The sequence below is a fragment of the Oxalicibacterium solurbis genome (assembly GCF_014635845.1).
Classification (GTDB): domain Bacteria; phylum Pseudomonadota; class Gammaproteobacteria; order Burkholderiales; family Burkholderiaceae_D; genus Oxalicibacterium; species Oxalicibacterium solurbis.
Map to the genome: position 1 here is coordinate 82,642 of NZ_BMDP01000001.1, position 23,344 is coordinate 105,985.

A 23,344-nucleotide genomic window follows, 5' to 3' on the forward strand; every position below is an offset into this window, starting at 1 on the left:
ATGAATTTCTACGCAATCCGCGCCATCTACCTGTTCGAAATGGCGCGCACCTGGCGCACGCTGATGCAGAGCATTGCGTCGCCCGTCATTTCCACGTCGCTCTACTTCGTCGTGTTCGGCTCGGCCATCGGTTCGCACATGGTCGAGATCGGCGGCGTCAGCTATGGCGCCTTCATCGTGCCCGGCCTGATCATGATGGCGCTGATGACGCAGAGCATCTCGAATGCGTCGTTCGGCATCTTCATGCCGAAATGGTCGCGCACCATCTATGAAATCCTGTCGGCGCCGATTTCCTACGTCGAGATCGTGCTGGGCTACGTCGGTGCGGCTGCCACCAAGTCGGTGATCCTCGGCCTGCTGACGCTGATCACGGCGCGGCTGTTCGTCAGTTTCGAGATTGCGCATCCGCTCTGGATGATCTTCTTCCTGCTGCTGATCTCGATCACGTTCAGCCTGTTCGGCTTCATCATCGGCGTGTGGGCGCCCAGCTTCGAAAAGCTGCAGATCATCCCGCTGATGATCGTCACGCCGCTGGCCTTCCTTGGCGGCAGCTTCTATTCGATTTCCATGCTGCCGCCGTTCTGGCAGAAGGTCGCGCTAGCCAATCCGGTGGTCTACCTGATCAGTGGCTTCCGATGGAGCTTCTTCGGCGTGGCCGACGTGCATGTGGGCATCAGCATTGGCATGACGCTGGTGTTCCTGACGATCTGCCTGACCATCGTCTGGCTGATCTTCAAGACCGGCTACCGACTCAAGAGCTGATGCCGTGCGCAACGTCAACTCGCATCAACACACGTTGGCCTGCGTGTTGACGTTGCGCGCAATTTGCCGCACTCTATCCGCGCCGCAACCTCTCTTTTCTTCCGAAGGCACACAATGAAAAAAATCCCTCTGATCCTTCTCGCCCTGCTTCCCTTCGCCGCCCACGCGCAACAGCAGCAGATCGATCCCTGCATCACGAAAGCAAGCACGCAGGAAATGAGCAGCTGCGCGAAGACAGAATACGAAAAGGCCGACGAGAAGCTGCAGCAGGTCTACAAGGCTTTGCTGAAGCAGATTCCGCAACAGGACGAAGACGGCATCCCCTACACCGCCACCAAGAAGCAGCTGCGCGTAGCGCAGAAATCCTGGCAGGAATTCGTCAAGCAGGATTGCAAGACGATCTCCATCTACAACAAGGGTTCCGCGCTGCGCGACGTCGAGCGCTACAGCTGCCTGCGCCTGCACACGCAACAGCGCACGTCGGATCTCGAACGTTTCCTGTCGCGCCGCAACAAGCCGCAGTCGTAATGCGCAGTCGTATGCAGTAATGCCTCAGGCGGGCTGGCGCTGCGTCATGCCCGCGCGCATGCTGCCGTACGGATCGTCGATGACGTAGCGCCACGATCCGTCCGGCTGCCGGCGCAGCACTTCCAGCGTATCGACGCTACCCTGCTTCATCTTCCCTTCCTTGTCGGTCCACGACAGATCCGCCTTCATCCGGTTGGTCGCCAGCGTGCCGTCGGCGCTGATGGTGGCCTGAATGAAATCGATCGTGAACTTCGGCTTCATGCCGATCAGGCCGGCATTGCTGGTGCGGATGGCATCGAGGCCGGTCATCGGCTCGCCCGATTTTTTGAACAGAATCGCATTTTCCTCGTAGACGGAAACGGAAGCCTCCAGATCGCCGGATTCCAGCGCGGCGATCAGGATGCGGCTGCAGTCTTCGGGCTGCATCGCGCGTGGCAAGGAAGAGGCGTTATGATCGTTGGACATGCAATTTCTCCAATGAATGATGCGCGCAAGGTGCACAACAAGGCGCGGCGAATATTTCAGACAGTATGAACCAGATGCAGATGGAAAGCGAAACGCAGCGCTTCGAATGGCGGCCGGACGGTGAATCCGGCGTCCCCTGCGAACCATGCGGCTTCGTGGACTACCATCGCTTCGGCAATATCGCCATCGTCACGCATACGGAAACCTCGCCGTCGCTGACAGGCAAGGGACACGGCAGCCGGCTCGCCGCCGCCGCGCTGGACTGGATGGCGCAGCAAGGGCTGCATGTGGTGCCGGTCTGCGGCTTCATGGCGCACTTCCTGCGCACGCATCCCGAACATCAAGGCGTGCTCACGCCGACCGTACGCGCCATTTTCGCGATCCCGGAAAATCGGGCGTAATCAATTGTCATCTTTGTCAACGAATGTCAAAACCGTCGCCTTTTGAAGACGCCGTGCGGGCATTGCGCATGGACGCTGCGGACGTTCGCCTGTAGCATCTGCCCTTTTCCGATACGACGGCCCTCCGTCGCGCATTGCCTCCACCCAACCGGCAGGACGGCGAATTCCTGCGACACGGCGTCCGAGAGCGCCCCGGCCACAGACATACGATGCTTGCCGCGCAATACGACACCCTGCTGGTCCTGATTTCCATCCTGGTTGCCATCCTCGCCTCCTACACGGCGCTGGACATGGCAGGCAGGATCAATTCCGTCCACCATAAAGGCACCTTCGGCTGGCTGGCCGGCGGTGCGATCGCGATGGGCGTCGGCATCTGGTCGATGCACTTCATCGGCATGCTGGCGTTTCGCCTGCCGATCCCGCTCGGCTACGACATCGGACTGACCTGCCTGTCGCTGGCGCTGGTGATCTGCGCCTCCGGTTTTGCGCTGTGGCGCGTCAGCCAGCCCAGCCTGCCGTTGAAACAACTGTTGGTCAGCGCCGTGCTGATGGGCTCGGCGATCGCCGGCATGCACTACGTCGGCATGGCCGCCATGCGCATGCGTCCCGGCATCGACTACGATCCGCTGCTGTTTTCCGTCTCCATCCTGATCGCGATCGCCGCATCGGGCGCGGCATTGTGGATTGCCTTCATCCTGCGCAAGGACACCCCGCACGTGCGGCTAGCGCGTGCCGGCGCCGCCGTCGTCATGGGCGCAGCGATCGCCGGCATGCATTACACCGGCATGGCCGCCGCGCACTTCGCCGAGGGCAGCATCTGCCTGGCCGTGGCGGAAGACGACGGCCTCGGCGCCGGCTGGCTGGCGATCCTGATCATCGTCGTCACGCTGGCGGTGCTGGCGATCGCGCTGCTGACGTCGGTCTTCGATTCGCGGCTGGAATCGCAGACCGCCAAGCTGGCACGCTCGCTGGCCGATGCCAACGAGGAGCTGGTGCATCAGGCGCTGCACGACAACCTGACGCAGCTGGCCAATCGCAGCCTGCTGGAAGACCGGCTGGAACAGATGCTGCGCAAGGCCGAACGCGAACATGGCCGCTTTGCGCTGATGTTCATCGATCTGGACGGCTTCAAGACGATTAACGATTCGCTCGGCCATCACATCGGCGACCGGCTGCTGGTCGAAGTGGCGCGGCGCTTCCGTTCCATCATCCGCGGCCAGGAAACCGTGGCGCGCCTCGGCGGCGACGAATTCGTCGTGCTGGTCGAAATCCGCGATCCGGAAGATGCGGCGCCGGTCGCGCACAAGCTGCTGCACGCCGCCAGCGAACGCCTGCTGGTCGAATCGCACGATCTCGGCATCTCGGCCAGCATCGGCGTGGCGCTCTATCCGGAAGACGGCACCACCAGCCACGATCTGCTGATCAATGCGGATGCCGCGATGTATCACGCCAAGGCAGCCGGCCGCAACGCCTACCGCTTCTTCGAGACGTCGATGAACACCAACGTCCACAACCAGCTGCAGATCATGCAGGATCTGCGCCTGGCGCTGGAACGCAAGGAATTCCGCCTGCACTACCAGGCCAAGTACGATGCGGCGAACCGCCGCGTGATCGGTGCCGAGGCGCTGCTGCGCTGGCAGCATCCGGAGCGCGGCCTGATCGCGCCCGACCACTTCATCGCACTGGCCGAGAAGAGCGGCATGATCGTGCCGATCGGCGAATGGGTGCTGAACGAAGCCTGCCGCCAGATGCGCACGTGGTACGACGCCGGCCGCACGGAATGGAAGGTATCGGTCAACCTGTCGGCCGTGCAGTTCGCGCACGACAACCTGGTCGAACTGGTCAAGGCAACGCTGGAACGCCATCGTCTGCCGGCGCGCTGCCTGATCCTCGAAGTAACGGAATCGACGGCGATGCAGGATGTGGAAACCAGCCTGTCGATACTGAACCGGCTGGCTGGACTGGGTATCGATATTTCCATTGACGACTTCGGCACCGGCTATTCCAGCCTGCTCTATCTGAAACGCATGCCGGCGCGCGAGCTGAAGATCGACCGCGGCTTCATCCGCGATCTGGCCGACGGCACCGACGATGCCGCCATCGTTTCCGCCATCATCGCACTCGGCCATTCGCTCGATCTGCACATCGTGGCCGAAGGCGTGGAAACCGAAAAGCAGCAGGATTTCCTGACCGAACTCGGCTGCAACAGCCTGCAGGGCTTTCTGCTGGGCCGGCCGATGGCGCCGGAACAGTTTCAGGCGCTGACCACGATGCAGGTCGATCCTGCATAAGGTTCGCTATCTTTCATGCAGAAAAAAGGCCGGCATATATGCCGGCCTTTTCATTTCGTGATGCAATCGATCATCAGGCCAGCGCCGGGTAATCGATATACCCTTCCGGCGTCGGTGCATAGAAAGATTCCGGTTTCGGCTCGTTCAGCGGCGCATCCAGTTGCAGACGTTTCGGCAGATCCGGATTGGCGATGAACAATTTGCCGAATGCGATGGCATCGGCTTCGCCGCCGGCGACCACCTGCACGGCTGTCGCCTTCGTCATCTGTTCGTTGGCGATATAGACGCCGCCGAACAGTTTCTTCAGTTGCGGGCCGATGCGGTTGTCGCCCAGCGATTCCCGTGCGCAGATGAAGGCGATGCCGCGCTTGCCGAGTTCTTTTGCGACATAGCCGAAGGTCGCCAGCGGATCGGAGTCGTGCATGTCATGCGAATCGCCACGCGGTGCCAGATGCACGCCGACGCGATCGGCACCCCAGACGGCGATGCAGGCGTCCGTCACTTCCAGCATCAGGCGCGCACGGTTTTCGATCGATCCACCGTAGGCGTCGGTGCGCTTGTTGCTGCCGTCCTGCAGGAACTGGTCCAGCAGGTAGCCGTTCGCGCCGTGCACTTCGACGCCGTCGAAGCCGGCCTTCTTCGCATTCTCCGCACCCTTGCGATAGGCAGCGACGATGCCGGGAATTTCGTCCAGTTCCAGCGCGCGCGGCGTGACGTATTCGCGTTGCGGACGAACCAGGCTGACGTGGCCTTTCGGCTGAATCGCGCTCGGCGCGACCGGCAGCTCGCCATCGAGGAAGATCGGGTCCGAAATGCGACCGACGTGCCACAGTTGCAGGAAAATCCTGCCGCCCTTCGCATGCACGGCATCCGTCACCAGCTTCCAGCCTTCGACCTGCTCGTCGGACCAGATGCCCGGCGTATCGGCATAGCCGACACCCTGCGGCGTGACGGCCGTCGCTTCGCTCAGGATCAGGCCGGCGGAAGCGCGCTGTTCGTAGTACTGCGCCATCAGTGCGTTCGGCACACGGCCGCCGCCGACGGCGCGCGAACGCGTCAGCGGTGCCATGATGATGCGGTTAGGCAGTTCGAGATCGCCGATCCTGATCGGCGTGAAAAGTGTATTGCTCATGGTCGTTCTCCAGAAAAAGTCGGACAGGAAATGCGTTGAAAGAAATACGTTGAAACGTAAACTGCAGGGAATTCAGCAGGCATCGGCGACAACAGCCAGCGGACGCGCGTTTTCTTCGTTCGCCAGCCGCATCGAAATGCGCATCGCGACTACCGAAGCCAGCGCCAGCGCGCCAGCCGCCAGCGGCACCGCACGCAGACCCAGCCCTTCGCTGATGACCAGACCGCCAACCCACGCGCCAAGCGCGTTGCCGACGTTGAAGGCGCCGATGTTCAGCGTTGCCACCAGATTCGGTGCGGCCTTGCCGAAGATCATCACGTTGACCTGCAGTCCGGACACGGCGGCGAACGACACCATCGCCCACACGAAAAGGTTGATCTCGACCGGGATGAAAGCGGGACTGGTCCAGCGCACCAGCGCGGCAACGACCGCCAGCGTGGCGAAGATACCGGTCAGCGCGGTGCCGAGTCGCCAGTCGGCAAGGCGGCCACCGATCACGTTACCGATCGTCAGGCCGAGGCCGATCAGAAACAGCGTCCACGTCACGCCGTGCGGCGACAAATGCGTGACGTCTTCCAGCAGCGGCGCGACATAGGTGAACAATGCGAAGGTGGCGGCGGAGAACAGCATCGTCGTCGACAGCGCAGCCCACAGGCCGGCATTGCGCAACTGGCCGATCTCGGCACGCAGGTCCGCCTTCTCTTCGTCATGCCGCATCGGCATCACGCGCCACAGGCCGAGCAGCGACAGCACGCCCAGCACGGCGACTGCCCAGAACGTCATCGGCCAACCGGCCACCTGACCCAGTGCGGTGCCGAGCGGCACGCCCAGCACGTTGGCCAGCGTCAGGCCGGTGAACATCAGCGCAACAGCCGAAGCCTTGCGGTTTTCCGGCACAAGGCTGGCCGCGACGACCGAACCGATACCGAAGAAGGCACCGTGGCACAGCGATGTGATGATGCGCGCCGCCATCAGGAAACCGTAGCTGGCAGCGACCGCGCACAGCACGTTGCCGACGATGAAGATGCTCATCAGGATCAGCAGCGCGCGCTTGCGCGGCAACGATGCGGTCAGGACGGCCATTACCGGCGCGCCAAGCGCAACGCCCAGCGCATAGCCGCTGATCAGCCAGCCGGCGGTCGGGATGGAAACGGACAGGCTGCGCGCGACGTCGGGCAGCAAACCCATGATGACGAATTCGGTGGTGCCGATCGCAAAAGCGGACAACGCCAGGACGAGAAGAGCTAAAGGCATGGAAAACTTTCTGAATACATGTTCAAAAACTGCATATTTAAGGAGTGCGTGCGAGGACTGCTTGCAAGGGCTACATGCGTTCCGGGAGTTTCGGGTACGTTCAAAGATCGTCGTGCATCGCGTGCAGGAAGGCCTGAATGGTTTCTTCGTTGCGCTTGAAGAAAATCCACTGGCCGACGCGGCGCGGCGTGATCAGGCCGGCCGCCTGCAGTGTCGCCAGATGCGCGGACACCGTCGATTGCGACAGCCCGCTGCGCTTGTCGATCTGGCCGCAACAGACGCCGAAATCGAGCGGATGCTCCTGCTCGGGAAAATTGACCTCGGGATCCTTCAGCCAGCCGAGAATCTCGCGCCGGACCGGATTGGCCAGCGCCTTGTGGATGGCATCGATATCGATGGATGCAATGGTTGGCTTTTTCATATTTCGCTCAAAATCGAATCTAATTTCGGAAAAGTCAGAAATTTATATCGGAATTTTACGATACAAATAAAAAACGTGCTGGCACCGCCAAAATCCTGCCGGATCTGGCCGAACCAGTACAGGCGAAAAACTCCGCGCCAATCAATGGAAAAGGCTGCAGCCGGCCAGTTACAGGCCTTCAATCGCACAGAAAGCAAAAATGAGCGCGGAAATGAAAAAACCGCCGAACGGCGGTCTGGACAAAAAAATAGAAGGTGATCAGTACGTACCGGGAACCAGGATGCCTCGATCGACCTTCTTTACATCGGTCAACCCGCAGAAGGCCATCGTGATGTCCATCTCGCGTTCGATGATTTCCAGCGTCTTCGTCACGCCCTCTTCGCCCATTGCACCGAGGCCGTACAGGAAGGCGCGGCCGATATGCACGGCTTTCGCACCGAGCGCGATCGCCTTCAGCGCATCCTGGCCGGAGCGGATGCCACCGTCCATGTGCACCTCGATCTTGTCCCCGACCGCATCGACGATGGGCGGCAGCGCCGCGATGGAAGACAACGCGCCATCGAGCTGGCGACCGCCGTGGTTGGAAACGATCAGCGCATCGGCACCACTGTTGACGGCCAGCTTCGCATCTTCCGGGTCCATGATGCCCTTGACGATGATCTTGCCGCCCCAGCGCTGCTTGATCCATTCGACGTCGCTCCACGACAGCGAGGGATCAAACTGCTGCGCGCACCATGACGACAGCGACGACATGTCTTCGACGTCGCTCGCATGGCCGACGATGTTGCCAAAGCCGCGGCGCGGCGTGCCCAGCATGCCCATGCACCAGCGCGGCTTGGTCATCATGTTGAGGATGTTCGGCAGCGTCAGCTTCGGCGGCGCGGACAGGCCGTTCTTCAGGTCCTTGTGGCGCTGACCCAGCACCTGCAGATCCAGCGTGACGACCAGCGCCGAGCAGTTGGCCGCCTGCGCACGCTCGATCAGGCGTTCGATGAAGCCGCGGTCCTTCATCATGTAGAGCTGGAACCAGAACGGCTTGCTGGTACGCGCGGCCACATCCTCGATCGAGCAGATGCTCATCGTCGACAGCGTGAACGGCACACCGAATTTTTCCGCTGCGCGCGCGGCAAGGATTTCGCCGTCCGCATGCTGCATGCCGGTGAAGCCGGTCGGCGCCAATGCGACCGGCATGCGCACCTCCTGCCCGATCATCGTCGTCTTCAGCGTACGGTTGTTCATGTCGACCGCCACGCGCTGGCGGAATTTCATCGGCGCGAAATCGGCGCTGTTGGCGCGATATGTCGACTCGGTCCAGGAACCGGCATCCGCATAATCGTAGAACATGCGCGGCACGCGTTGTTGCGCCAGCACGCGCAGGTCTTCGATATTCGTGATGATGGTCATGCTAGGCTCCGAATTATTATGTTCATGTTCGACGGTCTGTCTGATTTCTGCCGCCATTCTATTTCCACATGCGAAGCGAACAGATGAATGTTTTTAACGCGTCTCATCTGCCCATGGGAGGCGATGCGCATTTTTCAAAAATATTGCATTTGATATGCAACATATTTAAACTCGTCACCTGCGGGCCTGCAAATGCAGGCCATGTTTTATTTATATCAGGAGCAACATGAATCAATCGGTGCTGCAATGGCTGGCGCGTTTCCGGCCCACGCAAAGTTACGTCGACCGCTACGAGCGCATGCGCGCCAGCGCGGGTGCCCTGTTCGGTATCGTACTGACCGGTGCCTGCACCTATCTGGTTTTGGGCAGCAATATCCACGCCGCATGGCTGATCGCGCCGATGGGCGCATCGTCGGTGCTGCTGTTCGCTGTGCCATCCAGTCCACTGGCCCAGCCGTGGTCGCTTATCGGCGGCAATATGATCGCCGCCGTCGTCGGCATCACCTGCGCCAAGCTGATCGATGCGCCAATGCTGGCTGCCGGCGTCGCCATCGGCATCTCCATCGGCGGCATGATCGCCTTTCGCTGCGTGCACCCGCCCAGCGGCGCAGTCGCGCTGACGGCAGTCCTGGCCGGCACCGGCCCGCATGCGCATGGCTACGATTTCGTGCTCTCGCCCGTCTTGCTGAACTCGGTCATTCTGCTGCTGACCGCGCTGTTCTACAACAATGCGACCGGCCGCCGCTACCCGCATCTGGCCATGCCTCCGCCAGCCGAACGCCATCAAACGTCCGACCTGCCGCCGACCGAACGCGCCGGTATCACACCCGAAGATCTGGATAACGTCCTCAGACGCTACAATCAGATCATCGATATCAGCCGCGACGACCTGGAAGAATTGATCCTGCAGACCGAGATGCAGGCTTACCGCCGCCAGATCGGCGGCGTCAAATGCGTCGACATCATGTCGAGGGACGTCGTCTCCGTTTCGTTCGGCACCGAGCTTGCCGACGCCTGGCAGCGCCTGCAGGAGCACGATCTCACCGCGCTGCCGGTCGTCGACCGCGGCAACCACGTGGTCGGCATCGTGACCAAGGCCGATTACCTGCGGCATGCGGAAGAGGAAATGCACGAAGGCCTGGGCAAGCGTCTCGCCCAGTTGATCCTGCCGTCGCAGCTCGCACATACGGACAAGCATGAGGTCGTCGGCCAGATCATGACGAAGGACGTCATCACCGCCCGCGAAAATCAGTCGATCACCGATCTGGTGCCGCTGATGTCCGACGACGAATTGCACCAGTTGCCGATTGTCGATGAAAACAACCGTCTGGTCGGCCTGATTTCGCAAACCGATCTGATTGCGGCATTGTATGAACATGCAATGGCCGGCCACACCAACGAATCATGACCCCAAAAGGAGAATGCAATGAGCACGACCAACGATAAGGGCCTCGACATGGCCATGCTGTACAAGGGACTGGTCGAGCAGTCGCACGATGCCATCATCTTCGCCGACCGCGACGGTCTCGTGCGGGTCTGGAACAGCGGCGCCGAACGCATCTTCGGCCACAAGGCAGCCGATGTGATCGGCGGCACGCTGGACCTGATCATTCCGGAACGGATGCTGCAGGCGCACAACAACGGCTTCAACCATGCGGTTTCCACCGGCGACATGAAATACGAGAACAAGGTACTGACGACGCGCTCGATGCACAAGGATGGCACCCGCATCTACGTCGACATGAGCTTCGGCCTGATACGCGACGAAGCGGGCAACGTGCTGGGCGCGCAAGCCATCGCGCGCGACGTCACCGAACGCTATGCGAACGAGACGGCACAACGCGTGAAGATCGCCGAACTGGAAAAGGCGCTGGCGGAAAAATCCTCCGAGCAATCCTAAGCGCGTGGCCGCAGGTTATCGTATCCAGCCTCATCGGATCGGTCGAATTGTGCTGGCCCTCTTTCACGTTACTTTCGATCATGCAAAACAGCCCGCGTTATGCGGGCTGTTTCTCTTTGTCCATCATCGGAAATCATTTCGGGATACCAAAAATCCTGCGTCAAGCCTGATCGCGTCCAACAGGTTGATCGCTTCGCATCAGTCGATGTGCTTCGACATGCTGTAATTATGGATCGCCACGCCATTGATCGTGAAATTATTGAGGGTATCGACGCGAAAGCCACGACACTCGAAAAAGCACCGAGCAGCCTCGCTTGCCTCGACAAATAGAGAAACAATTCCGACACTTCTAGCGGCATTCTCTAACGCAGCATAAATCGCCGATCCCACACCAGTTCCGACCACATCCGGACAGCAATAGAGATGGTCAATATGTCCATTCGGTTCCAGATCGCCGTACCCGATGATCCGGCCGTCATCATCCACCGCGACCAGTAATGTCCGGCCTTGCGCCTGTTGTAGATATCTTTTGGGGTCAGGCTTCGATGGACTCCATGCCTCAACCTGCTCAAGTGAATAATCGCGGATACCGATTTCACGAACCGAAGCATGGAAAATATCTGCAAGCACGTCGGCATCAGATACTTCAAATGGACGAATGAGCATTATTTAACTTCTTCGAAAAGCGGCTTGCGCGAGATGTACTGTGGGGACTATCTGACGCCTTCCCATGACTGAAGGCGCTATAGTGCAATCATTTCCCCATCAGCTTCTCGCGCACGTGTTCCTCTTCATAGACCGTATAGGACGGCTTGACCAGATCGCTGCGGCTGACAATGCCCACCAGAACGCGCGAGCGATGATCTTCCACCACCGGCAGACGTTCCAGATGGCGCCGCGCCATTCTGCGGCCGACGGTCTGGCAGGTTTCCGTGCGCAGTGCCATTTCGGGCGTCACGTGATCGAACAGCACAGCCACCGTGCTGTCCGCGCCACGCGTGCGCATGCCCTCTTCCAGCACGCTGCGATCCATGGTACCGAGCAGGACGTGCTTGCGATTGATCACCGGGAAAGCGCGATGTGCTTGCGACGCGCCGAAATAAAGCTGCGCCGCCTCGCCCAGCGTCAGCGACGCATCGATCGTCATCGCTTCGGCCGTCATCACGTCGCCGACGAAGGAGCGCTCCTGCGGGTCGATGCTGTATTCCCGATACACGTGCAAGCCGCGGCGAGCGATCTTTTCCGTCATGATCGAACGGCGCATCACCATGATCGTGAAGCCGTATGAAACGCCGGTCGCCAGCAGCAACGGCAGCAAGGCATTGAAGTCGCCCGTCAGACCGAGCGCGAACACGGCCGCAGTCAACGGCGCGCCCAGCACACCCGCCAGTACCGCCGCCATGCAGACCAGTGGCCACAGCGCCGCATCGGTACCCGGCACCAGACTGGAAATCACCGTCCCCAATCCTGCGCCCAGCATCAGCAACGGCGCCAGCACGCCGCCCGAGGTCCCGGAAGCCAGCGCAATCACCCAGATGACCGCCTTGACCACCAGCAGCGACAACGCGACCGACAGGGTCAGATTGTTGTGCAACAGATCGGAGATCACGTCATAGCCGACGCCCAGCGCGCGCGGCTGCAGCCAGCCGCCGATGCCGACCACCAGCGCGCCGATCGCCGGCCACCACATCCAGTGCACCGGCAGCTTGTGGAACCAGTCTTCCACACGATACAGGGCGGCAGACATGCCTGCTGCCAGCATGCCGCTCAGCAGGCCGGCGACGATGCAGATGACGAACGACGCCAGGCCGACCGGCTGCGTTGCCATCGGAAACAGCGGGCCGGGTTCCAGCAGCAGCGGCCGGCAGAAGGCAGCCACTGCGCAGGCAACGATCACCGGCAGCAGGCTGCGCGGCCGCCATTCGAACAGCAGCAGTTCGACCGCCAGCAGCACGGCTGCCACCGGCGTGCTGAAAACCGCCGTCATGCCGGCGGTTGCACCGGCGACCAGCAAGGTCTTGCGCTCGGCCGCGCTGACCGGGAAATGCTGTGCGATCAGCGAGCCGATCGCGCCGCCCGTCATGATGATCGGGCCTTCGGCGCCGAACGGGCCGCCGCTGCCGATCACGATGCCGGAACTCAATGGCTTCAGGACCGCGACCTTGGGCGACATGCGGCTCTTGCCGAACAGGATGGATTCGATCGCTTCCGGAATGCCGTGACCGCGAATCTTGTCCGAACCGAAACGTGCAATCAGGCCGACAATCAAACCGCCGATCACCGGCACGATGATCACCAGCAGGCCCAGCGTATTGTCGGCCGGCGAGCGGTTTTCGAACGAAAAGGTCTGGAAGAAGAACAGGTTGGTGAAGAAATGGATCAGGTTCAGCAGCACGTAGGCTGCGACGGTACTGACTGCGCCGATCGCCACGGCGATCGCACACATAAAGACAACCCGCAGATCGGGCGAAAAATCACGTTGATGCGCATGCATGAATGAAAAGTCCGGAAAGGAGAAAAATCGGCAAGAGAATCAGAAAAGGCCTCAGAAAAAGCATCAGGAAAGGCTTTCGCCGTCGTTGAAGGCGGAAATCCGCGCCACCTTGAACACCTTCGACAGCGATTTCAATTCGTTACGGTGCAGCTCCGCCACATGCCGCAATTGCGATTCGCCCAGCGCGGTCAGCCCTACCAGCACCTGCCGGCGATCTTCACGGCCCTGCGTGCGTGACACCAGCCCGGCCTGTTCGCAGCGCGACACCAGCGCCACCGCGCCGTGGTGCTTCATCTGCAAACGTTCAGCCAGCTGACCGACCGTCACGCTGTCCTGCCCCGGATAGCCCTTGATGTGCAACAGCGCCAGATACTGCAGCGGCGTCAGGCCGACACTGTGCGCGGCATCTTCGCTGAACTTCAGGAAGCGGCGCATCTGGTAGCGAAACTCCGAAAGCGCTTCGAAATCGCCCTGTTCAAGCGGTGCGGATGACTGCATGGGAAAAATGCGGCCGGCAAGCGGCGAAAACAAAAGCCGGCATCATATCACGTTGTGATATATATTTCCATGCGCCTGAACGCGCAGATCAATCCCCTTCCTTGCAACCCACGGAACGCAGCCCGCATTCATCACCGCTGCATATTCCCGCCAATCCCCGACCAACAAGCCGGCCAATAAAAAAACCCGGCCTGAGCCGGGTTGTATTTCATGCATCGTTGCGTCTGGCGTTGCCAGGCATTCATCAGGCCTTCCCGGCCTGTTCGCCCTGCCTCATCCCGCGCATCAGCTTGACCAAAGCTGCGCCGTGCAACAAGCGCATCTTCTTTTCCACCGCAAAATCCATCGCCTTTGGCGTGAATTCGCCGGCCGTCACATAGAAGGCATCGTACAAACCGTCCCGTTCGACAACCTTGCACAGTTCGCGCAGCGGTTCGATGCCGGTGCTGGCGACCTTCCAGCGGCGGCAGCTGACGAGCGCCGTGCGGCCATCGCTGGTGATGGCGAAATCCGCCTCCGGCATGTCGACACGCTTGACCTCGAAGCCGTCGCGCTGCAAAGCACGCTCGATTTCATCCGAAAAATCGCGCCAGGACAGCGCACGGATCTGCTCCAGTATCGCCGTGGTACGTGCACGGCTCGGCGTGCCCCACTGCTTTTTCAGCGCCATCGCACACACGATGGCAAACGGCACACCGGTCGCCACGCCGTAGATGCCATAGCCCGGCGGCATCAGGAACCAGCCGACCAGCGCCAATGCCAGCGAAACCAGTCCGCTGACCCACCACGGCGAACGCAGCAGTATTGCGAAAATAGAATTCTTTGCCATCCTCAATGCCACAATCGCTTCTCCTTTTTTATGTGCGCCGCATGATAGCAGTTCGCGCCGCACTTTCCGCCATCGTTTGCGAAGCGCCGCGACACGGCGTAAGCTGCACCGATCTCATTTCTGCCGAAAACACATGCAGAGCAAGGAACTGGAATACCGGCAGCGCATCGCGCACGAACTCGACATCCTCGGCATTACACCCGAAATACTGGCATGCAAGAACCTGCCGTTCTACTGCGAAGCCGAGGAATTGACCGTAGGGGAAACCGATGCCGGTGGCCGGCAGCACATGATGACGCCGGCCGCTGCCAACGCATGGAGCGCCATGAAGACTGCAGCTTTGCAGGATGGCGTGATCCTGGAAGTCGTCTCGGCTTTTCGCTCCGTCGAACGGCAGGTTGCCATCATCCGCGACAAGCTGGAACGCCGCATGCCCATGGACCGCATCCTGACGCTGAGCGCGCCGCCCGGCTACAGCGAGCATCACACCGGCTGCGCAATCGACATCAATACGCCGGGCTGCATGCCGACCGAGGAAGAGTTCGAGCACACGGCCGCGTTCCGCTGGCTGGAGCAGCATGCGGGCCGTTTCGGCTTTGCCCTGTCGTATCCACGCGGCAACGATCTTGGCTTCATCTATGAGCCTTGGCACTGGTGCTATCAGCCGGAATCGACATCGAAAAATCAATAATTTACTTCAATAAAAGTACTTAACTAATTGTTTTAATTATTTAAATAAAAACAATCCGAATCTGAGCGAGCGATTTCCCCAATATCGCAAGCGCCAACACTACGCATTTTTTCGGAGCGTCCTGCTTCGATACCGTCACTTGAACTCTCTGCCGAGATCGTTTCCTCTCTCAGCACCATTCATTGCCAGGCACTGAAATCGGCAAGGCCTCATCCCTCCACTTCTCGGCAATAAAACACCTCGCCACATCGCCTTTCCATGAAGAAAACAGCATCCGACTTAACTTTAAAAAATCATCGCAATTTATTGTTTTAAAAATAAAAACTTACATTAACTTCTGTTGCAAAAATTCCAGGAAACAACTGATGCGCCGCGACAGCTGCGTATTACGGTAGTAGACCGCATGGATAGGCTGCAGATAGCCCGTATTGTGTTCTTCCAGGATTTTCACGAGGCGACCGGCGGCAATATCGTCCTTCGTCATGAATTCCGCCAGGCAGACAATGCCCTGTCCTTCCAGCGCCAGCGCGCGCAGGGTTTCGCCGCTGGAGGCGAACAGCGCCGGTGTCACCGTCAGCGTGTCGCCGCCCTGATGGCGCAGCGGCCATAGATTGCCGTTGTCGAACCGAAGAAAACCCAGCAGCTGGTGCCCGGCCAGTTCTTCCGGCGTTTGCGGCGTCCCATACTTTTGCAGGTAATCGGGGCTGGCCAGCACGAACAGGCGGCTGGCGCGCAACGGCCGCGCATGCAGCGTCGAATCCTGCAGCGCACCAATGCGGATTGCGATATCCGTGCGGTGTTCCAGCAGGTCCGCCACCTGGTCGTTGCTGGTCAGTTCCAGCGTGATCTGCGGATACAGGCTGCGGAATTCGGCCACGTGCGGCACGATCGCATGCAGGATGAACGGCGACGCGGCATCCACGCGCAGCCGCCCGCTCGGCTGCTGCCGGCGGATGCGGATCGCTTCCTCGGCCTCGTCCATGGCGGCGAGAATGGTCCGGGCTCGCGCCAGCAGCAGATGCCCTTCTTCGGTCAGCTCCATGCGGCGCGTCGTGCGCGTCATCAGTGAGGTCGCCAGCTTTTCCTCCAGCCGCGCCAGCGCCCGGCTGACGGCCGACGTGGTCTGTCCCAGATGCGCAGCCGCCGCGCCCAGCGTTCCGCTGTCGACGATGGCGGCGAACATGCGCAGGTCGTCCGAATTGATATCCATTCTTTCCTCCGGCGAAAATATCTTTTGAGAATATAGCCGTTTATTTCAACAATAAATATCCGCATAGTGATGCCATGCCGGAGCTGCATTTCGGCTTTACATACCGGACGACAGACCAACGAAAGGAAATGAACATGAACGTATTCATCACAGGCGCGGCAGGCTATATCGGCGGATCGGTTGCAACCCGACTGCTGCAGGAAGGCTGGAAGGTGCGCGGCCTGGTCCGCACGCAGGAACAGGCGGAACGCGTGCGCAAGCTCGGCATCGATCCGGTGATCGGCACGCTGGAAGACACAGACCTGCTGGCGCACGAAGCGAAACAGGCCGACGCCGTCGTCAATGCCGCCAGCTCGGACAACCGTCCGCCGGTGGAAGCGATGCTGGATGCGCTGGCAGGCTCCGGCAAGCCCTTTATCCATACCAGCGGCTCCAGCGTGGTCGGCGACGATGCGCGCGGCGAATGGAAATCGGACAAGGTCTTTGCCGAAGATACGCCGGTCGACGTCGTGCCGGAAAAGGCGGCGCGCGCCTCGCTCGACAAGTTGATCCTCGATGCGGCGCAGCGCGGCGTGCGCTCGGTCATCCTGTGCAACACGATGATCTACGGCACCGGCCTCGGTGCCAGCCCGGACAGCGTGCAGATTCCGCCGCTGGTGGCGCAGGCGCAGAAAAGCGGCATTGCGCGTTACGTCGGCCAAGGCGTCAACGTCTGGTCCAACGTCCATATCGCGGACGTCGTCGAACTGTATCTACTGGCATTGAAAAAGGCACCGGCCGGCTCGTTCTACTTCGTCGAGAACGGCGAAGCCTCGTATGCCGACATCGTCGCCGCCATCGCCAAGCGCCTGAAGCTGGGCGCGCCGCAATCGTGGCCGGTGGAGGAAGCGATCAAGGAATGGGGCTTCGGCCACGCCGTCTACTCCTTCGGCTCCAACAGCCGCGTAACCGCCGCCAAGGCGCGCCGCGAATTGGGCTGGCAACCGAAGCACGCCTCGGTTTTCGACTGGATCGAAAACGATATGCAGGTGAAGTAGTTCTTTGGTCGGCGGCTTGGCGGCTTCCGGTTTGGCGAATCGGTCGGGTGGATCAGTTTGGTGAATCGATACGCCGCCTTTGCCACCATTCCCCATTACCACCCGCCGTTACACCAACAGGCAGACTGCAAAATCTCGGCAGAAATTTGTTAAATGGCAATAAATTTCTGCCGAAGAATTCTTTCCCAGGCTTAATATGTTCTGGCAGTGACTTGCTGAACAAGGACGGCGCGTCGATTCCGACGATACGTCCCGCAGTAGATGGCTTGATCTTCGAACAGAACAATTCAACCATTGGGAAAACAGTCATGTCCACGCCACATCCCCGCCGCGCGATGAGCATCGCGAAAAAACTCGGGCTGCTCATCGGCAGCGCTCTTCTCGGCATCATCGTCATCACGGCCCTGTTCCTCGTCTCCGAACGCAAGCTCATCCTGGAAGAACGGCAAGGCAATGTCCGCCAGACCGTCGAAACCGCCTACGGCATTCTCACCTACTACCACGATCTGGCAGGCAAAGGCACGCTGACGGAACAGCAGGCGCAGCAGCAGGCCATGCAGACCATCAAGGGACTGCGCTACAGCGGCACCGAATATTTCTGGATCAACGACATGCATCCGACGATGGTGATGCATCCGATCAGTCCCGCACTGGAAGGCAAGGACCTGACGGAGAACAAGGACCCGACCGGCAAGCATCTCTTCGTCGAATTCGTCAAGGTGGTCAAGGCCGACGGCGCGGGATTCGTGCCCTACCTGTGGGCCAAGCCCGGCAGCACCAAGCCGGTTCCCAAGATCTCGTATGTGAAAGGCTTCGCGCCCTGGGGCTGGATCATCGGTTCCGGCATCTATCTCGACACAGTGCAGGCCACCATTCTGGAACGCCTGCTCTACTTTTCCATCAGCGCCCTGATGCTCGCCGCCATCCTCTTCGCGATCGGCATGGTGATTGCGCGCGGCATGCTCCGGCAACTCGGCGGCGAACCGGATTACGCAGCCAGCGTCGCCAGCAGCATTGCCGCCGGCGACCTGACGGTCGACGTCCAGCTCCGCAAGGGCGACAGCGGCAGCCTGCTGTTCGCCATGCGCGGCATGCGCGACAGCCTTGCCAGGATCGTCAGCGAAGTGCGCAGCGGCACCGACACGATCGCCACCGCATCCGGCCAGATCGCCTCGGGCAACCTCGATCTGTCTTCGCGTACAGAGGAACAGGCCAGCTCGCTGGAAGAAACCGCCTCCTCGATGGAGGAACTGACGTCGACGGTGAAGCAGAACGTCGACAATGCGAAACAGGCCAACCAACTCGCCGCCACCGCATCCGAAGTGGCGGCCAAAGGCGGCACGGTCATGACGGAAGTGGTCGAGACCATGCGCTCGATCAACGATTCGTCGAAGAAGATCGTCGACATCATCGGCGTCATCGACGGCATCGCCTTTCAGACCAATATCCTCGCGCTGAATGCGGCGGTGGAAGCGGCACGCGCCGGCGAACAGGGGCGTGGCTTCGCCGTGGTGGCATCCGAAGTGCGCAGCCTGGCGCAACGCTCGGCGGCGGCAGCCAAGGAAATCAAGGCGCTGATCGGCGATTCGGTCGGCAAGGTCGATGCCGGCACCGCGCTGGTCGATCAGGCCGGGGAAACGATGCGCGACGTGGTCGACAGCATAGGACGCGTCACGCTGATGATGGGCGACATCACCACGGCCAGCCAGGAACAGAGCGCCGGCATCGAGGAAGTCAACCAGGCCATCGGCCAGATGGATCAGGTCACCCAGCAGAATGCGGCGCTGGTGGAAGAAGCCGCAGCGGCGGCGGCATCACTGCAGGATCAGGCCGACAAGCTGGCGCAGATCGTCAGCATCTTCAGGCTCAATGCCTCCGCCAGGCTGACGAGCGAATCGCCAAGGTTGACGGCAGCGACGCCAACGCACCCTGAGGGCGTCAACTAAGTGTCAACGGATAACGTCAACGGATAATGCGGAAGACGGCGAGAGAATGACGTTTTAAACGAACCTCGCCTCTCCCGCTCAATCCACGACGAGGCGAAAGCCGATCGATATGGCGCGGCCTCTTCCATGCCTCTCAGTTCGCCGGCTCTTTCAGACTCTCCTGCAGAAAGGTCCGCAAGGCCGTCACCGACGGCGACAGCATCAGCCGGTGCGCGCACACAAGATTGAGCGGCGCCGGTTCCCCATCCAGTTCCGGCAGCAGCGCCACCAGTTTCCCTGACTTCAGGTCGGCCCTGATATCCAGCGCGGACTTGTAGGCCAGCCCTTTCCCCGCCACTGCCCAGCGCCGCACCAGATCGGCATCGTCGCAGATGCGGTCGCCCTGCACCGTCATCGTCTCGATGCTGCCGTTGCGATGGAATATCCAGCGGTCATGCACGGTATCGCCCAGCACGTAGCGCAGGCAGTTGTGATGCTGCAGATCGACGAGCGCCTGCGGCCGCCCGTGGCGCTTCAGGTATGCCGGCGAAGCGCACAGCACGCGCCGGTTGTCCGGCATCAGCGGCAGCGCCACCATCGTCGAATCCTCCGGCTCGCCGTAGCGGATCGCGATATCGACCGGCTGCCGATACAGGTCTGCCAGCCGGTCGCTGATGCGGATGCGGAAACGGACCATCGGATGCTGCGCCTGAAAGGCATCCAGCCACGGCAGCAGCACATTGCGCCCCAGATCGGACGGCATCGACAGGTTCAGTTCGCCGCCGACCTCCTGCGCATCGCGCGCCACGCTGGCGGCACCTTCTTCCACCGCCTGCAGAATCTGCCGCGCATAAGCCAGATAACGCTCGCCCTCGGCAGTCAGCCTCAGACTGCGCGTCGAACGCACGAACAGCCGCGCCTGCAGTACTCCTTCCAGGCGCTTCAGCGCGGCGCTGGCTGCTGCCGGTGCCATGTCCAGCTCTCGCGCCGCCGCCGACAAACCGCCACGATCGGCGGCATGGATGAACAGCTGCAGGTCTTCGATACGCGGGATTTTCATTTTATTTTTGAAAGTGTTATTCGATTAACGTTATTTTTCATCAAACGAATATAGCGGAAACTGCGCATCAACGGCGGACATGAACGTTCGCCGGCAAATTGCAGCCCAACACTGGCTGCCATGCAAAACGCCAACCGGACAAGAACAAGGAGCCTCACCATGAAAGCCGTCGCCTATCAACAATCCCTGCCGATCACCGATCCGCAAGCCTTGCAGGACGTCACCCTGCCCGATCCGGAACCATCCGGCCGCGACCTGCTGATCGAAGTCAGGGCGATCTCCGTCAATCCGGTCGACTGCAAGGTACGCAACGGCGTCAACCCGCCGGACGGCGAATGGAAGGTGCTGGGCTGGGATGCCGCCGGCATCGTGCGCGCCGCCGGCAGCGACGTCACGCTGTTCAAGCCGGGCGACCGCATCTACTACGCCGGGTCGATCGCGCGTGCCGGCACCAACAGCGAATTGCATCTGGTCGACGAGCGCATCGTCGGCCGCATGCCGGCCTCGCTGGAATTCGCCAAGGCCGCCGCCTTGCCGCTGACCGCGATCACGGCATGGGAATTGCTGTTCGAACGGCTGGGCGTCGCGCGCAATACCGGCGCCGGCACCAGCGATGCGATCCTGATCATCGGTGCAGCCGGCGGCGTCGGCTCCATCCTCGTGCAACTGGCGCGCCAGCTGACCGGTCTGACCGTGATCGGCACCGCATCCCGCGAGGAAACGCGCGAATGGGTGATGAACCTGGGCGCGCATCACGTGATCGACCACACGAAGCCGCTGTCGCAGGAACTGAAACGCATCGGCATTCCGCAGGTGCAATACGTCGCCAGCCTGAACCAGACCGATGCGCATTTCGACGAGATCGTCGAATCGCTGGCGCCACAGGGCAAGCTCGGCCTGATCGACGATCCGAAATCGCTGGATGCCAACAAGCTCAAGCGCAAGAGCCTCTCGCTGCACTGGGAATTCATGTTCACGCGTTCGCTGTTCGGCACCGACGACATGCAGAAACAGCATGAACTGCTGGACGAGGTCGCGCGGCTGATCGACAACGGCACGCTGAAGACGACTTTCGGCGAACATTTCGGCAGGATCGACGCTGCCAATCTGCGCCGTGCACATGCGCTGATCGAAAGCAACAAGGCGAAAGGCAAGATCGTGCTGGAAGGGTTCTGATTGCGCCGGGTCAACGACGCAAATCACCGGACAAATCAGCAGTGCAACTTACGGCACGATTCGTACACGCTAAAAACAAAACGGCGGCCTCAAAGCCGCCGTTCCTGCATGAGATGGGTGTCCGCTTGCGCGTCAGCCCGAATTTCAACACTACTTCACCGCGCCGAAAACCTTGCCCAGGATCGCACTGCCGGTGCCGACCGGATCGGCACGGATCGCTTTTTCCTCTTCGCCGATGATCGTGTACAGGCCGTCCAGCGCACGCTGCGTCACGTAGCCTTCGACCGTCGAATCCTCTTTCGTCAGGCCCGATGCGCTGGCCTTGCTCATCAGGCCGTTGTATTGCGCGGACAAGCCGTTCTTGTCGGTGATCTTCTTCACGATAGGCAGGAATTTCGTCGTCAGCTGCGACGAGGTCTTCTGACGAAAAAAATCGGTGACCGAGGTATCGCCGCCGGTCAGAATGTTCTTCGCATCGGAGACAGACATGTTCTTTACCGCGTCCAGCAGCAGCGGCTTGGCTTCGGCGACGGCCGATTCGGCGGCGTGGTTCATCGACGTTTCCAGTTCGTCGACCTTCTTGCCCTGGCCGAGCATCTTCAGGATGGGCTTGGCTTTTTCCAGTTGCCCCGGCAGGCTGATGCGTACCTTGTCGTTGTTCAGAAAACCGTTCTGCGTACCCAGCTTGGAGACGGCAACCGAGGCACCCTTTTCCAGCGCGGTCTTGACGCCGCTGGTCGCATCCTTGTTGCTGAGATCGGCCAGCGACACGGCAACAGCCAGCGAACTTGCGCAAACCAGCGCAGCGACGGCCAGGGTTTTCGAGAAGATGGAAATCGACATGCTCTCTCCTTAAACGGGGAAATGAGTGGGAAATCAATGAACGGACGAAAGATGCGTCATCCTAGCGCAACGCAGAATGGATGTCCTCTGCATCGCTATTTGATATGTCGATATCCATCGGATACACATCTTTGCGCACACGCAGGAAAGTCGCAAAACGCGGAATTCCACTGTCGTTGAATCCGCGATAGCGATACGTGACCCAGCTGCCGATTGGCGGAGGCGCTTCACGCTGCGCATCGGTAAAGCCGCTGCCGAGACGAAAACGGATGCCATCCGGCGTTTGCACCAGCAACGCACCCAGCCGCCCTGCATGCTTGCCCTTGCCCGGCAGATGCGCCAGCACTTTGGCTTCCGCATCGTCGTGCAGCTTGAGCTTCAGCAAATCGTCGTTACGCTCGGCACGGTACAGCGAAGCGCCGCGATGCAGCATCAAACCTTCGCCGCCGGCTTGCACAATGACATGCAGGCGCTGCTGCAGTTCCGCATGACTTTTTACTTTCTCCTGCGGCACGGCCTGCACCCACTGCTTGTTCAATGCGGCGATCGTCTGCCGCAACACCGGCAGGCGATCGTCGAAGGTGCCGCCATGCGCCGGCAGATCGAACACCATGAAGCGCATGTTGCTCCAGGCCGCATCGTCCGGCTGCTGCGTACGTGCCGTCGAAACCGCCTCGGCAAAACGTCCGCGCCCTGCCCACAGCTCGCCGTCCAGCGGCACGGCCGGCCAGCCTGCGACGAACCACGCAGGCGCATGAATGCTTTCGCCGCCGCGCGTCCACAACCGTTCGCCATCCCAATAGGCGCGCAAGCCGTCGTATTTTTCGCTGACCCAGTAGGCGGCCAGATCGACGCCAGGATGGTAGCTGTTTGCCAGCATCACCGGCGCGCGTACAGCTTCTGTCTGCCGATTTTGCGTCTGCGCTTGCGCCGCCGTCAGCATGCCGCCGAGCAACAACACTGTGGCGATTCTGCGAAATTCCATCCTGCCTCCCCCTGTTCGTTTTCTAGTTCTGCTCTTTT

24 protein-coding genes are annotated in these 23,344 nt (G+C 60.7%); 10 read left to right on the plus strand and 14 right to left on the minus strand.

Going from position 1 to position 23,344, the window contains the following annotated elements; translation table 11 throughout:
- Both IEV40_RS00330 and IEV40_RS00335 read left to right on the plus strand, forming a co-directional pair.
- Positions 1–762, plus strand: coding sequence for an ABC transporter permease (locus tag IEV40_RS00330; protein WP_188418970.1), 762 nt, complete (start codon positions 1–3; stop codon positions 760–762).
- 114 nt (positions 763–876) lie between these two features.
- Complete coding sequence (locus tag IEV40_RS00335; protein WP_188418972.1) at positions 877–1,290, plus strand: lysozyme inhibitor LprI family protein; 414 nt, start codon at positions 877–879, stop codon at positions 1,288–1,290.
- Between the two features lie 24 nt (positions 1,291–1,314).
- On the opposite strand, the gene IEV40_RS00340 is transcribed toward IEV40_RS00335, so the two are convergent.
- Complete coding sequence (locus IEV40_RS00340; protein ID WP_188418974.1) at positions 1,315–1,755, minus strand: YybH family protein; 441 nt, start codon at positions 1,753–1,755, stop codon at positions 1,315–1,317.
- Between the two features lie 65 nt (positions 1,756–1,820).
- On the opposite strand from IEV40_RS00340, the gene IEV40_RS00345 reads away from it, so the two are divergent.
- The gene (locus tag IEV40_RS00345) at positions 1,821–2,156 is read left to right on the plus strand and encodes a GNAT family N-acetyltransferase (protein WP_188418976.1); all 336 of its coding nucleotides are present in this window, start codon (positions 1,821–1,823) and stop codon (positions 2,154–2,156) included.
- A gap of 209 nt (positions 2,157–2,365) precedes the next feature.
- Positions 2,366–4,447, plus strand: coding sequence for a putative bifunctional diguanylate cyclase/phosphodiesterase (locus tag IEV40_RS00350; RefSeq protein WP_188418978.1), 2,082 nt, complete (start codon positions 2,366–2,368; stop codon positions 4,445–4,447).
- A 73-nt stretch (positions 4,448–4,520) separates the two neighbouring features.
- Here the strand turns inward: IEV40_RS00350 and IEV40_RS00355 are convergent, their stop codons facing one another.
- The 4 genes from IEV40_RS00355 to IEV40_RS00370 form a co-directional block, all read right to left on the minus strand.
- A complete protein-coding gene (locus IEV40_RS00355; protein WP_188418980.1) occupies positions 4,521–5,579 on the minus strand; it encodes an alkene reductase in 1,059 nt (352 codons plus the stop codon).
- A gap of 72 nt (positions 5,580–5,651) precedes the next feature.
- Positions 5,652–6,833 carry an MFS transporter gene (locus IEV40_RS00360; protein WP_188418982.1) on the minus strand — a complete coding sequence of 394 codons (1,182 nt, stop codon included), beginning with the start codon at positions 6,831–6,833 and terminating at the stop codon, positions 5,652–5,654.
- A gap of 100 nt (positions 6,834–6,933) precedes the next feature.
- Positions 6,934–7,254 (minus strand): ArsR/SmtB family transcription factor, encoded by a 321-nt coding sequence (locus tag IEV40_RS00365; protein ID WP_194444414.1) that lies wholly within the window; start codon positions 7,252–7,254, stop codon positions 6,934–6,936.
- 258 nt (positions 7,255–7,512) lie between these two features.
- On the minus strand, positions 7,513–8,658 hold the full coding sequence (locus tag IEV40_RS00370; protein ID WP_188418984.1) for an alpha-hydroxy acid oxidase: 1,146 nt from the start codon (positions 8,656–8,658) through the stop codon (positions 7,513–7,515).
- A 226-nt stretch (positions 8,659–8,884) separates the two neighbouring features.
- On the opposite strand from IEV40_RS00370, the gene IEV40_RS00375 reads away from it, so the two are divergent.
- Both IEV40_RS00375 and IEV40_RS00380 read left to right on the plus strand, forming a co-directional pair.
- Positions 8,885–10,066 (plus strand): HPP family protein, encoded by a 1,182-nt coding sequence (locus IEV40_RS00375; RefSeq protein ID WP_188418986.1) that lies wholly within the window; start codon positions 8,885–8,887, stop codon positions 10,064–10,066.
- A gap of 18 nt (positions 10,067–10,084) precedes the next feature.
- Positions 10,085–10,558 (plus strand): PAS domain-containing protein, encoded by a 474-nt coding sequence (locus IEV40_RS00380; RefSeq protein WP_188418988.1) that lies wholly within the window; start codon positions 10,085–10,087, stop codon positions 10,556–10,558.
- Positions 10,559–10,756: 198 nt separating this feature from the next.
- Here the strand turns inward: IEV40_RS00380 and IEV40_RS00385 are convergent, their stop codons facing one another.
- The 4 genes from IEV40_RS00385 to IEV40_RS00400 all read right to left on the minus strand — a co-directional run bounded on the left by IEV40_RS00385 (position 10,757) and on the right by IEV40_RS00400 (position 14,379).
- Positions 10,757–11,224 carry a GNAT family N-acetyltransferase gene (locus IEV40_RS00385; protein WP_188418990.1) on the minus strand — a complete coding sequence of 156 codons (468 nt, stop codon included), beginning with the start codon at positions 11,222–11,224 and terminating at the stop codon, positions 10,757–10,759.
- 88 nt (positions 11,225–11,312) lie between these two features.
- The gene (locus IEV40_RS00390) at positions 11,313–13,052 is read right to left on the minus strand and encodes a chloride channel protein (protein WP_188418992.1); all 1,740 of its coding nucleotides are present in this window, start codon (positions 13,050–13,052) and stop codon (positions 11,313–11,315) included.
- Positions 13,053–13,115: 63 nt separating this feature from the next.
- Entirely contained in the window at positions 13,116–13,550 is a 435-nt protein-coding gene (locus IEV40_RS00395) for a MarR family winged helix-turn-helix transcriptional regulator (RefSeq protein ID WP_188418994.1), read from the minus strand.
- Positions 13,551–13,794: 244 nt separating this feature from the next.
- Positions 13,795–14,379, minus strand: a complete 585-nt coding sequence (locus IEV40_RS00400; RefSeq protein ID WP_188418996.1) for a restriction endonuclease — start codon at positions 14,377–14,379, stop codon at positions 13,795–13,797.
- A 133-nt stretch (positions 14,380–14,512) separates the two neighbouring features.
- Here IEV40_RS00400 and IEV40_RS00405 point away from each other — a divergent pair, with 133 nt between their 5' ends.
- Complete coding sequence (locus tag IEV40_RS00405) at positions 14,513–15,070, plus strand: M15 family metallopeptidase (protein ID WP_188418998.1); 558 nt, start codon at positions 14,513–14,515, stop codon at positions 15,068–15,070.
- Positions 15,071–15,395: 325 nt separating this feature from the next.
- Here the strand turns inward: IEV40_RS00405 and IEV40_RS00410 are convergent, their stop codons facing one another.
- Complete coding sequence (locus IEV40_RS00410; RefSeq protein ID WP_188418999.1) at positions 15,396–16,280, minus strand: LysR family transcriptional regulator; 885 nt, start codon at positions 16,278–16,280, stop codon at positions 15,396–15,398.
- A gap of 134 nt (positions 16,281–16,414) precedes the next feature.
- Between IEV40_RS00410 and IEV40_RS00415 the strand changes: the two genes are divergently transcribed.
- Positions 16,415–17,317, plus strand: a complete 903-nt coding sequence (locus tag IEV40_RS00415) for an NAD-dependent epimerase/dehydratase family protein (RefSeq protein ID WP_188419001.1) — start codon at positions 16,415–16,417, stop codon at positions 17,315–17,317.
- A gap of 52 nt (positions 17,318–17,369) precedes the next feature.
- Here the strand turns inward: IEV40_RS00415 and IEV40_RS00420 are convergent, their stop codons facing one another.
- Positions 17,370–17,627: a hypothetical protein gene (locus IEV40_RS00420; RefSeq protein ID WP_188419003.1), complete on the minus strand. Its 258-nt coding sequence runs from the start codon at positions 17,625–17,627 to the stop codon at positions 17,370–17,372.
- Between IEV40_RS00420 and IEV40_RS00425 the strand changes: the two genes are divergently transcribed.
- Positions 17,626–19,263: a methyl-accepting chemotaxis protein gene (locus IEV40_RS00425; protein ID WP_229723889.1), complete on the plus strand. Its 1,638-nt coding sequence runs from the start codon at positions 17,626–17,628 to the stop codon at positions 19,261–19,263. The genes IEV40_RS00420 and IEV40_RS00425 overlap by 2 nt on opposite strands.
- Positions 19,264–19,396: 133 nt before the next feature.
- Here IEV40_RS00425 and IEV40_RS00430 read toward each other — a convergent pair whose 3' ends face one another.
- Entirely contained in the window at positions 19,397–20,296 is a 900-nt protein-coding gene (locus IEV40_RS00430; protein ID WP_188419936.1) for a LysR family transcriptional regulator, read from the minus strand.
- 165 nt (positions 20,297–20,461) lie between these two features.
- Here IEV40_RS00430 and IEV40_RS00435 point away from each other — a divergent pair, with 165 nt between their 5' ends.
- The gene (locus IEV40_RS00435; RefSeq protein ID WP_188419005.1) at positions 20,462–21,478 is read left to right on the plus strand and encodes a zinc-binding alcohol dehydrogenase family protein; all 1,017 of its coding nucleotides are present in this window, start codon (positions 20,462–20,464) and stop codon (positions 21,476–21,478) included.
- 150 nt (positions 21,479–21,628) lie between these two features.
- Here the strand turns inward: IEV40_RS00435 and IEV40_RS00440 are convergent, their stop codons facing one another.
- The gene (locus tag IEV40_RS00440; RefSeq protein ID WP_188419007.1) at positions 21,629–22,321 is read right to left on the minus strand and encodes a DUF4197 domain-containing protein; all 693 of its coding nucleotides are present in this window, start codon (positions 22,319–22,321) and stop codon (positions 21,629–21,631) included.
- A 61-nt stretch (positions 22,322–22,382) separates the two neighbouring features.
- Positions 22,383–23,264, minus strand: coding sequence for a DNA ligase (locus IEV40_RS00445; protein ID WP_229723961.1), 882 nt, complete (start codon positions 23,262–23,264; stop codon positions 22,383–22,385).
- Positions 23,265–23,344 lie beyond the last annotated feature (80 nt).

Bases quoted from the DNA above. Each gene is read 5' to 3' on its own strand.
- IEV40_RS00355 (WP_188418980.1), bottom strand. From the start codon at position 5,579: ATGAGCAATACACTTTTCACGCCGATCAGGATCGGCGATCTCGAACTG.
- IEV40_RS00360 (WP_188418982.1), bottom strand. From the start codon at position 6,833: ATGCCTTTAGCTCTTCTCGTCCTGGCGTTGTCCGCTTTTGCGATCGGC.
- IEV40_RS00375 (WP_188418986.1), top strand. From the start codon at position 8,885: ATGAATCAATCGGTGCTGCAATGGCTGGCGCGTTTCCGGCCCACGCAA.
- IEV40_RS00395 (WP_188418994.1), bottom strand. From the start codon at position 13,550: ATGCAGTCATCCGCACCGCTTGAACAGGGCGATTTCGAAGCGCTTTCG.
- IEV40_RS00330 (WP_188418970.1), top strand. From the start codon at position 1: ATGAATTTCTACGCAATCCGCGCCATCTACCTGTTCGAAATGGCGCGC.
- IEV40_RS00435 (WP_188419005.1), top strand. From the start codon at position 20,462: ATGAAAGCCGTCGCCTATCAACAATCCCTGCCGATCACCGATCCGCAA.
- IEV40_RS00400 (WP_188418996.1), bottom strand. From the start codon at position 14,379: ATGGCAAAGAATTCTATTTTCGCAATACTGCTGCGTTCGCCGTGGTGG.
- IEV40_RS00365 (WP_194444414.1), bottom strand. From the start codon at position 7,254: ATGAAAAAGCCAACCATTGCATCCATCGATATCGATGCCATCCACAAG.
- IEV40_RS00445 (WP_229723961.1), bottom strand. From the start codon at position 23,264: ATGCTGACGGCGGCGCAAGCGCAGACGCAAAATCGGCAGACAGAAGCT.
- IEV40_RS00415 (WP_188419001.1), top strand. From the start codon at position 16,415: ATGAACGTATTCATCACAGGCGCGGCAGGCTATATCGGCGGATCGGTT.
- IEV40_RS00410 (WP_188418999.1), bottom strand. From the start codon at position 16,280: ATGGATATCAATTCGGACGACCTGCGCATGTTCGCCGCCATCGTCGAC.
- IEV40_RS00390 (WP_188418992.1), bottom strand. From the start codon at position 13,052: ATGCATGCGCATCAACGTGATTTTTCGCCCGATCTGCGGGTTGTCTTT.
- IEV40_RS00335 (WP_188418972.1), top strand. From the start codon at position 877: ATGAAAAAAATCCCTCTGATCCTTCTCGCCCTGCTTCCCTTCGCCGCC.
- IEV40_RS00420 (WP_188419003.1), bottom strand. From the start codon at position 17,627: ATGACTGTTTTCCCAATGGTTGAATTGTTCTGTTCGAAGATCAAGCCA.
- IEV40_RS00350 (WP_188418978.1), top strand. From the start codon at position 2,366: ATGCTTGCCGCGCAATACGACACCCTGCTGGTCCTGATTTCCATCCTG.
- IEV40_RS00425 (WP_229723889.1), top strand. From the start codon at position 17,626: ATGTCCACGCCACATCCCCGCCGCGCGATGAGCATCGCGAAAAAACTC.
- IEV40_RS00405 (WP_188418998.1), top strand. From the start codon at position 14,513: ATGCAGAGCAAGGAACTGGAATACCGGCAGCGCATCGCGCACGAACTC.
- IEV40_RS00385 (WP_188418990.1), bottom strand. From the start codon at position 11,224: ATGCTCATTCGTCCATTTGAAGTATCTGATGCCGACGTGCTTGCAGAT.
- IEV40_RS00440 (WP_188419007.1), bottom strand. From the start codon at position 22,321: ATGTCGATTTCCATCTTCTCGAAAACCCTGGCCGTCGCTGCGCTGGTT.
- IEV40_RS00340 (WP_188418974.1), bottom strand. From the start codon at position 1,755: ATGTCCAACGATCATAACGCCTCTTCCTTGCCACGCGCGATGCAGCCC.
- IEV40_RS00370 (WP_188418984.1), bottom strand. From the start codon at position 8,658: ATGACCATCATCACGAATATCGAAGACCTGCGCGTGCTGGCGCAACAA.
- IEV40_RS00380 (WP_188418988.1), top strand. From the start codon at position 10,085: ATGAGCACGACCAACGATAAGGGCCTCGACATGGCCATGCTGTACAAG.
- IEV40_RS00345 (WP_188418976.1), top strand. From the start codon at position 1,821: ATGAACCAGATGCAGATGGAAAGCGAAACGCAGCGCTTCGAATGGCGG.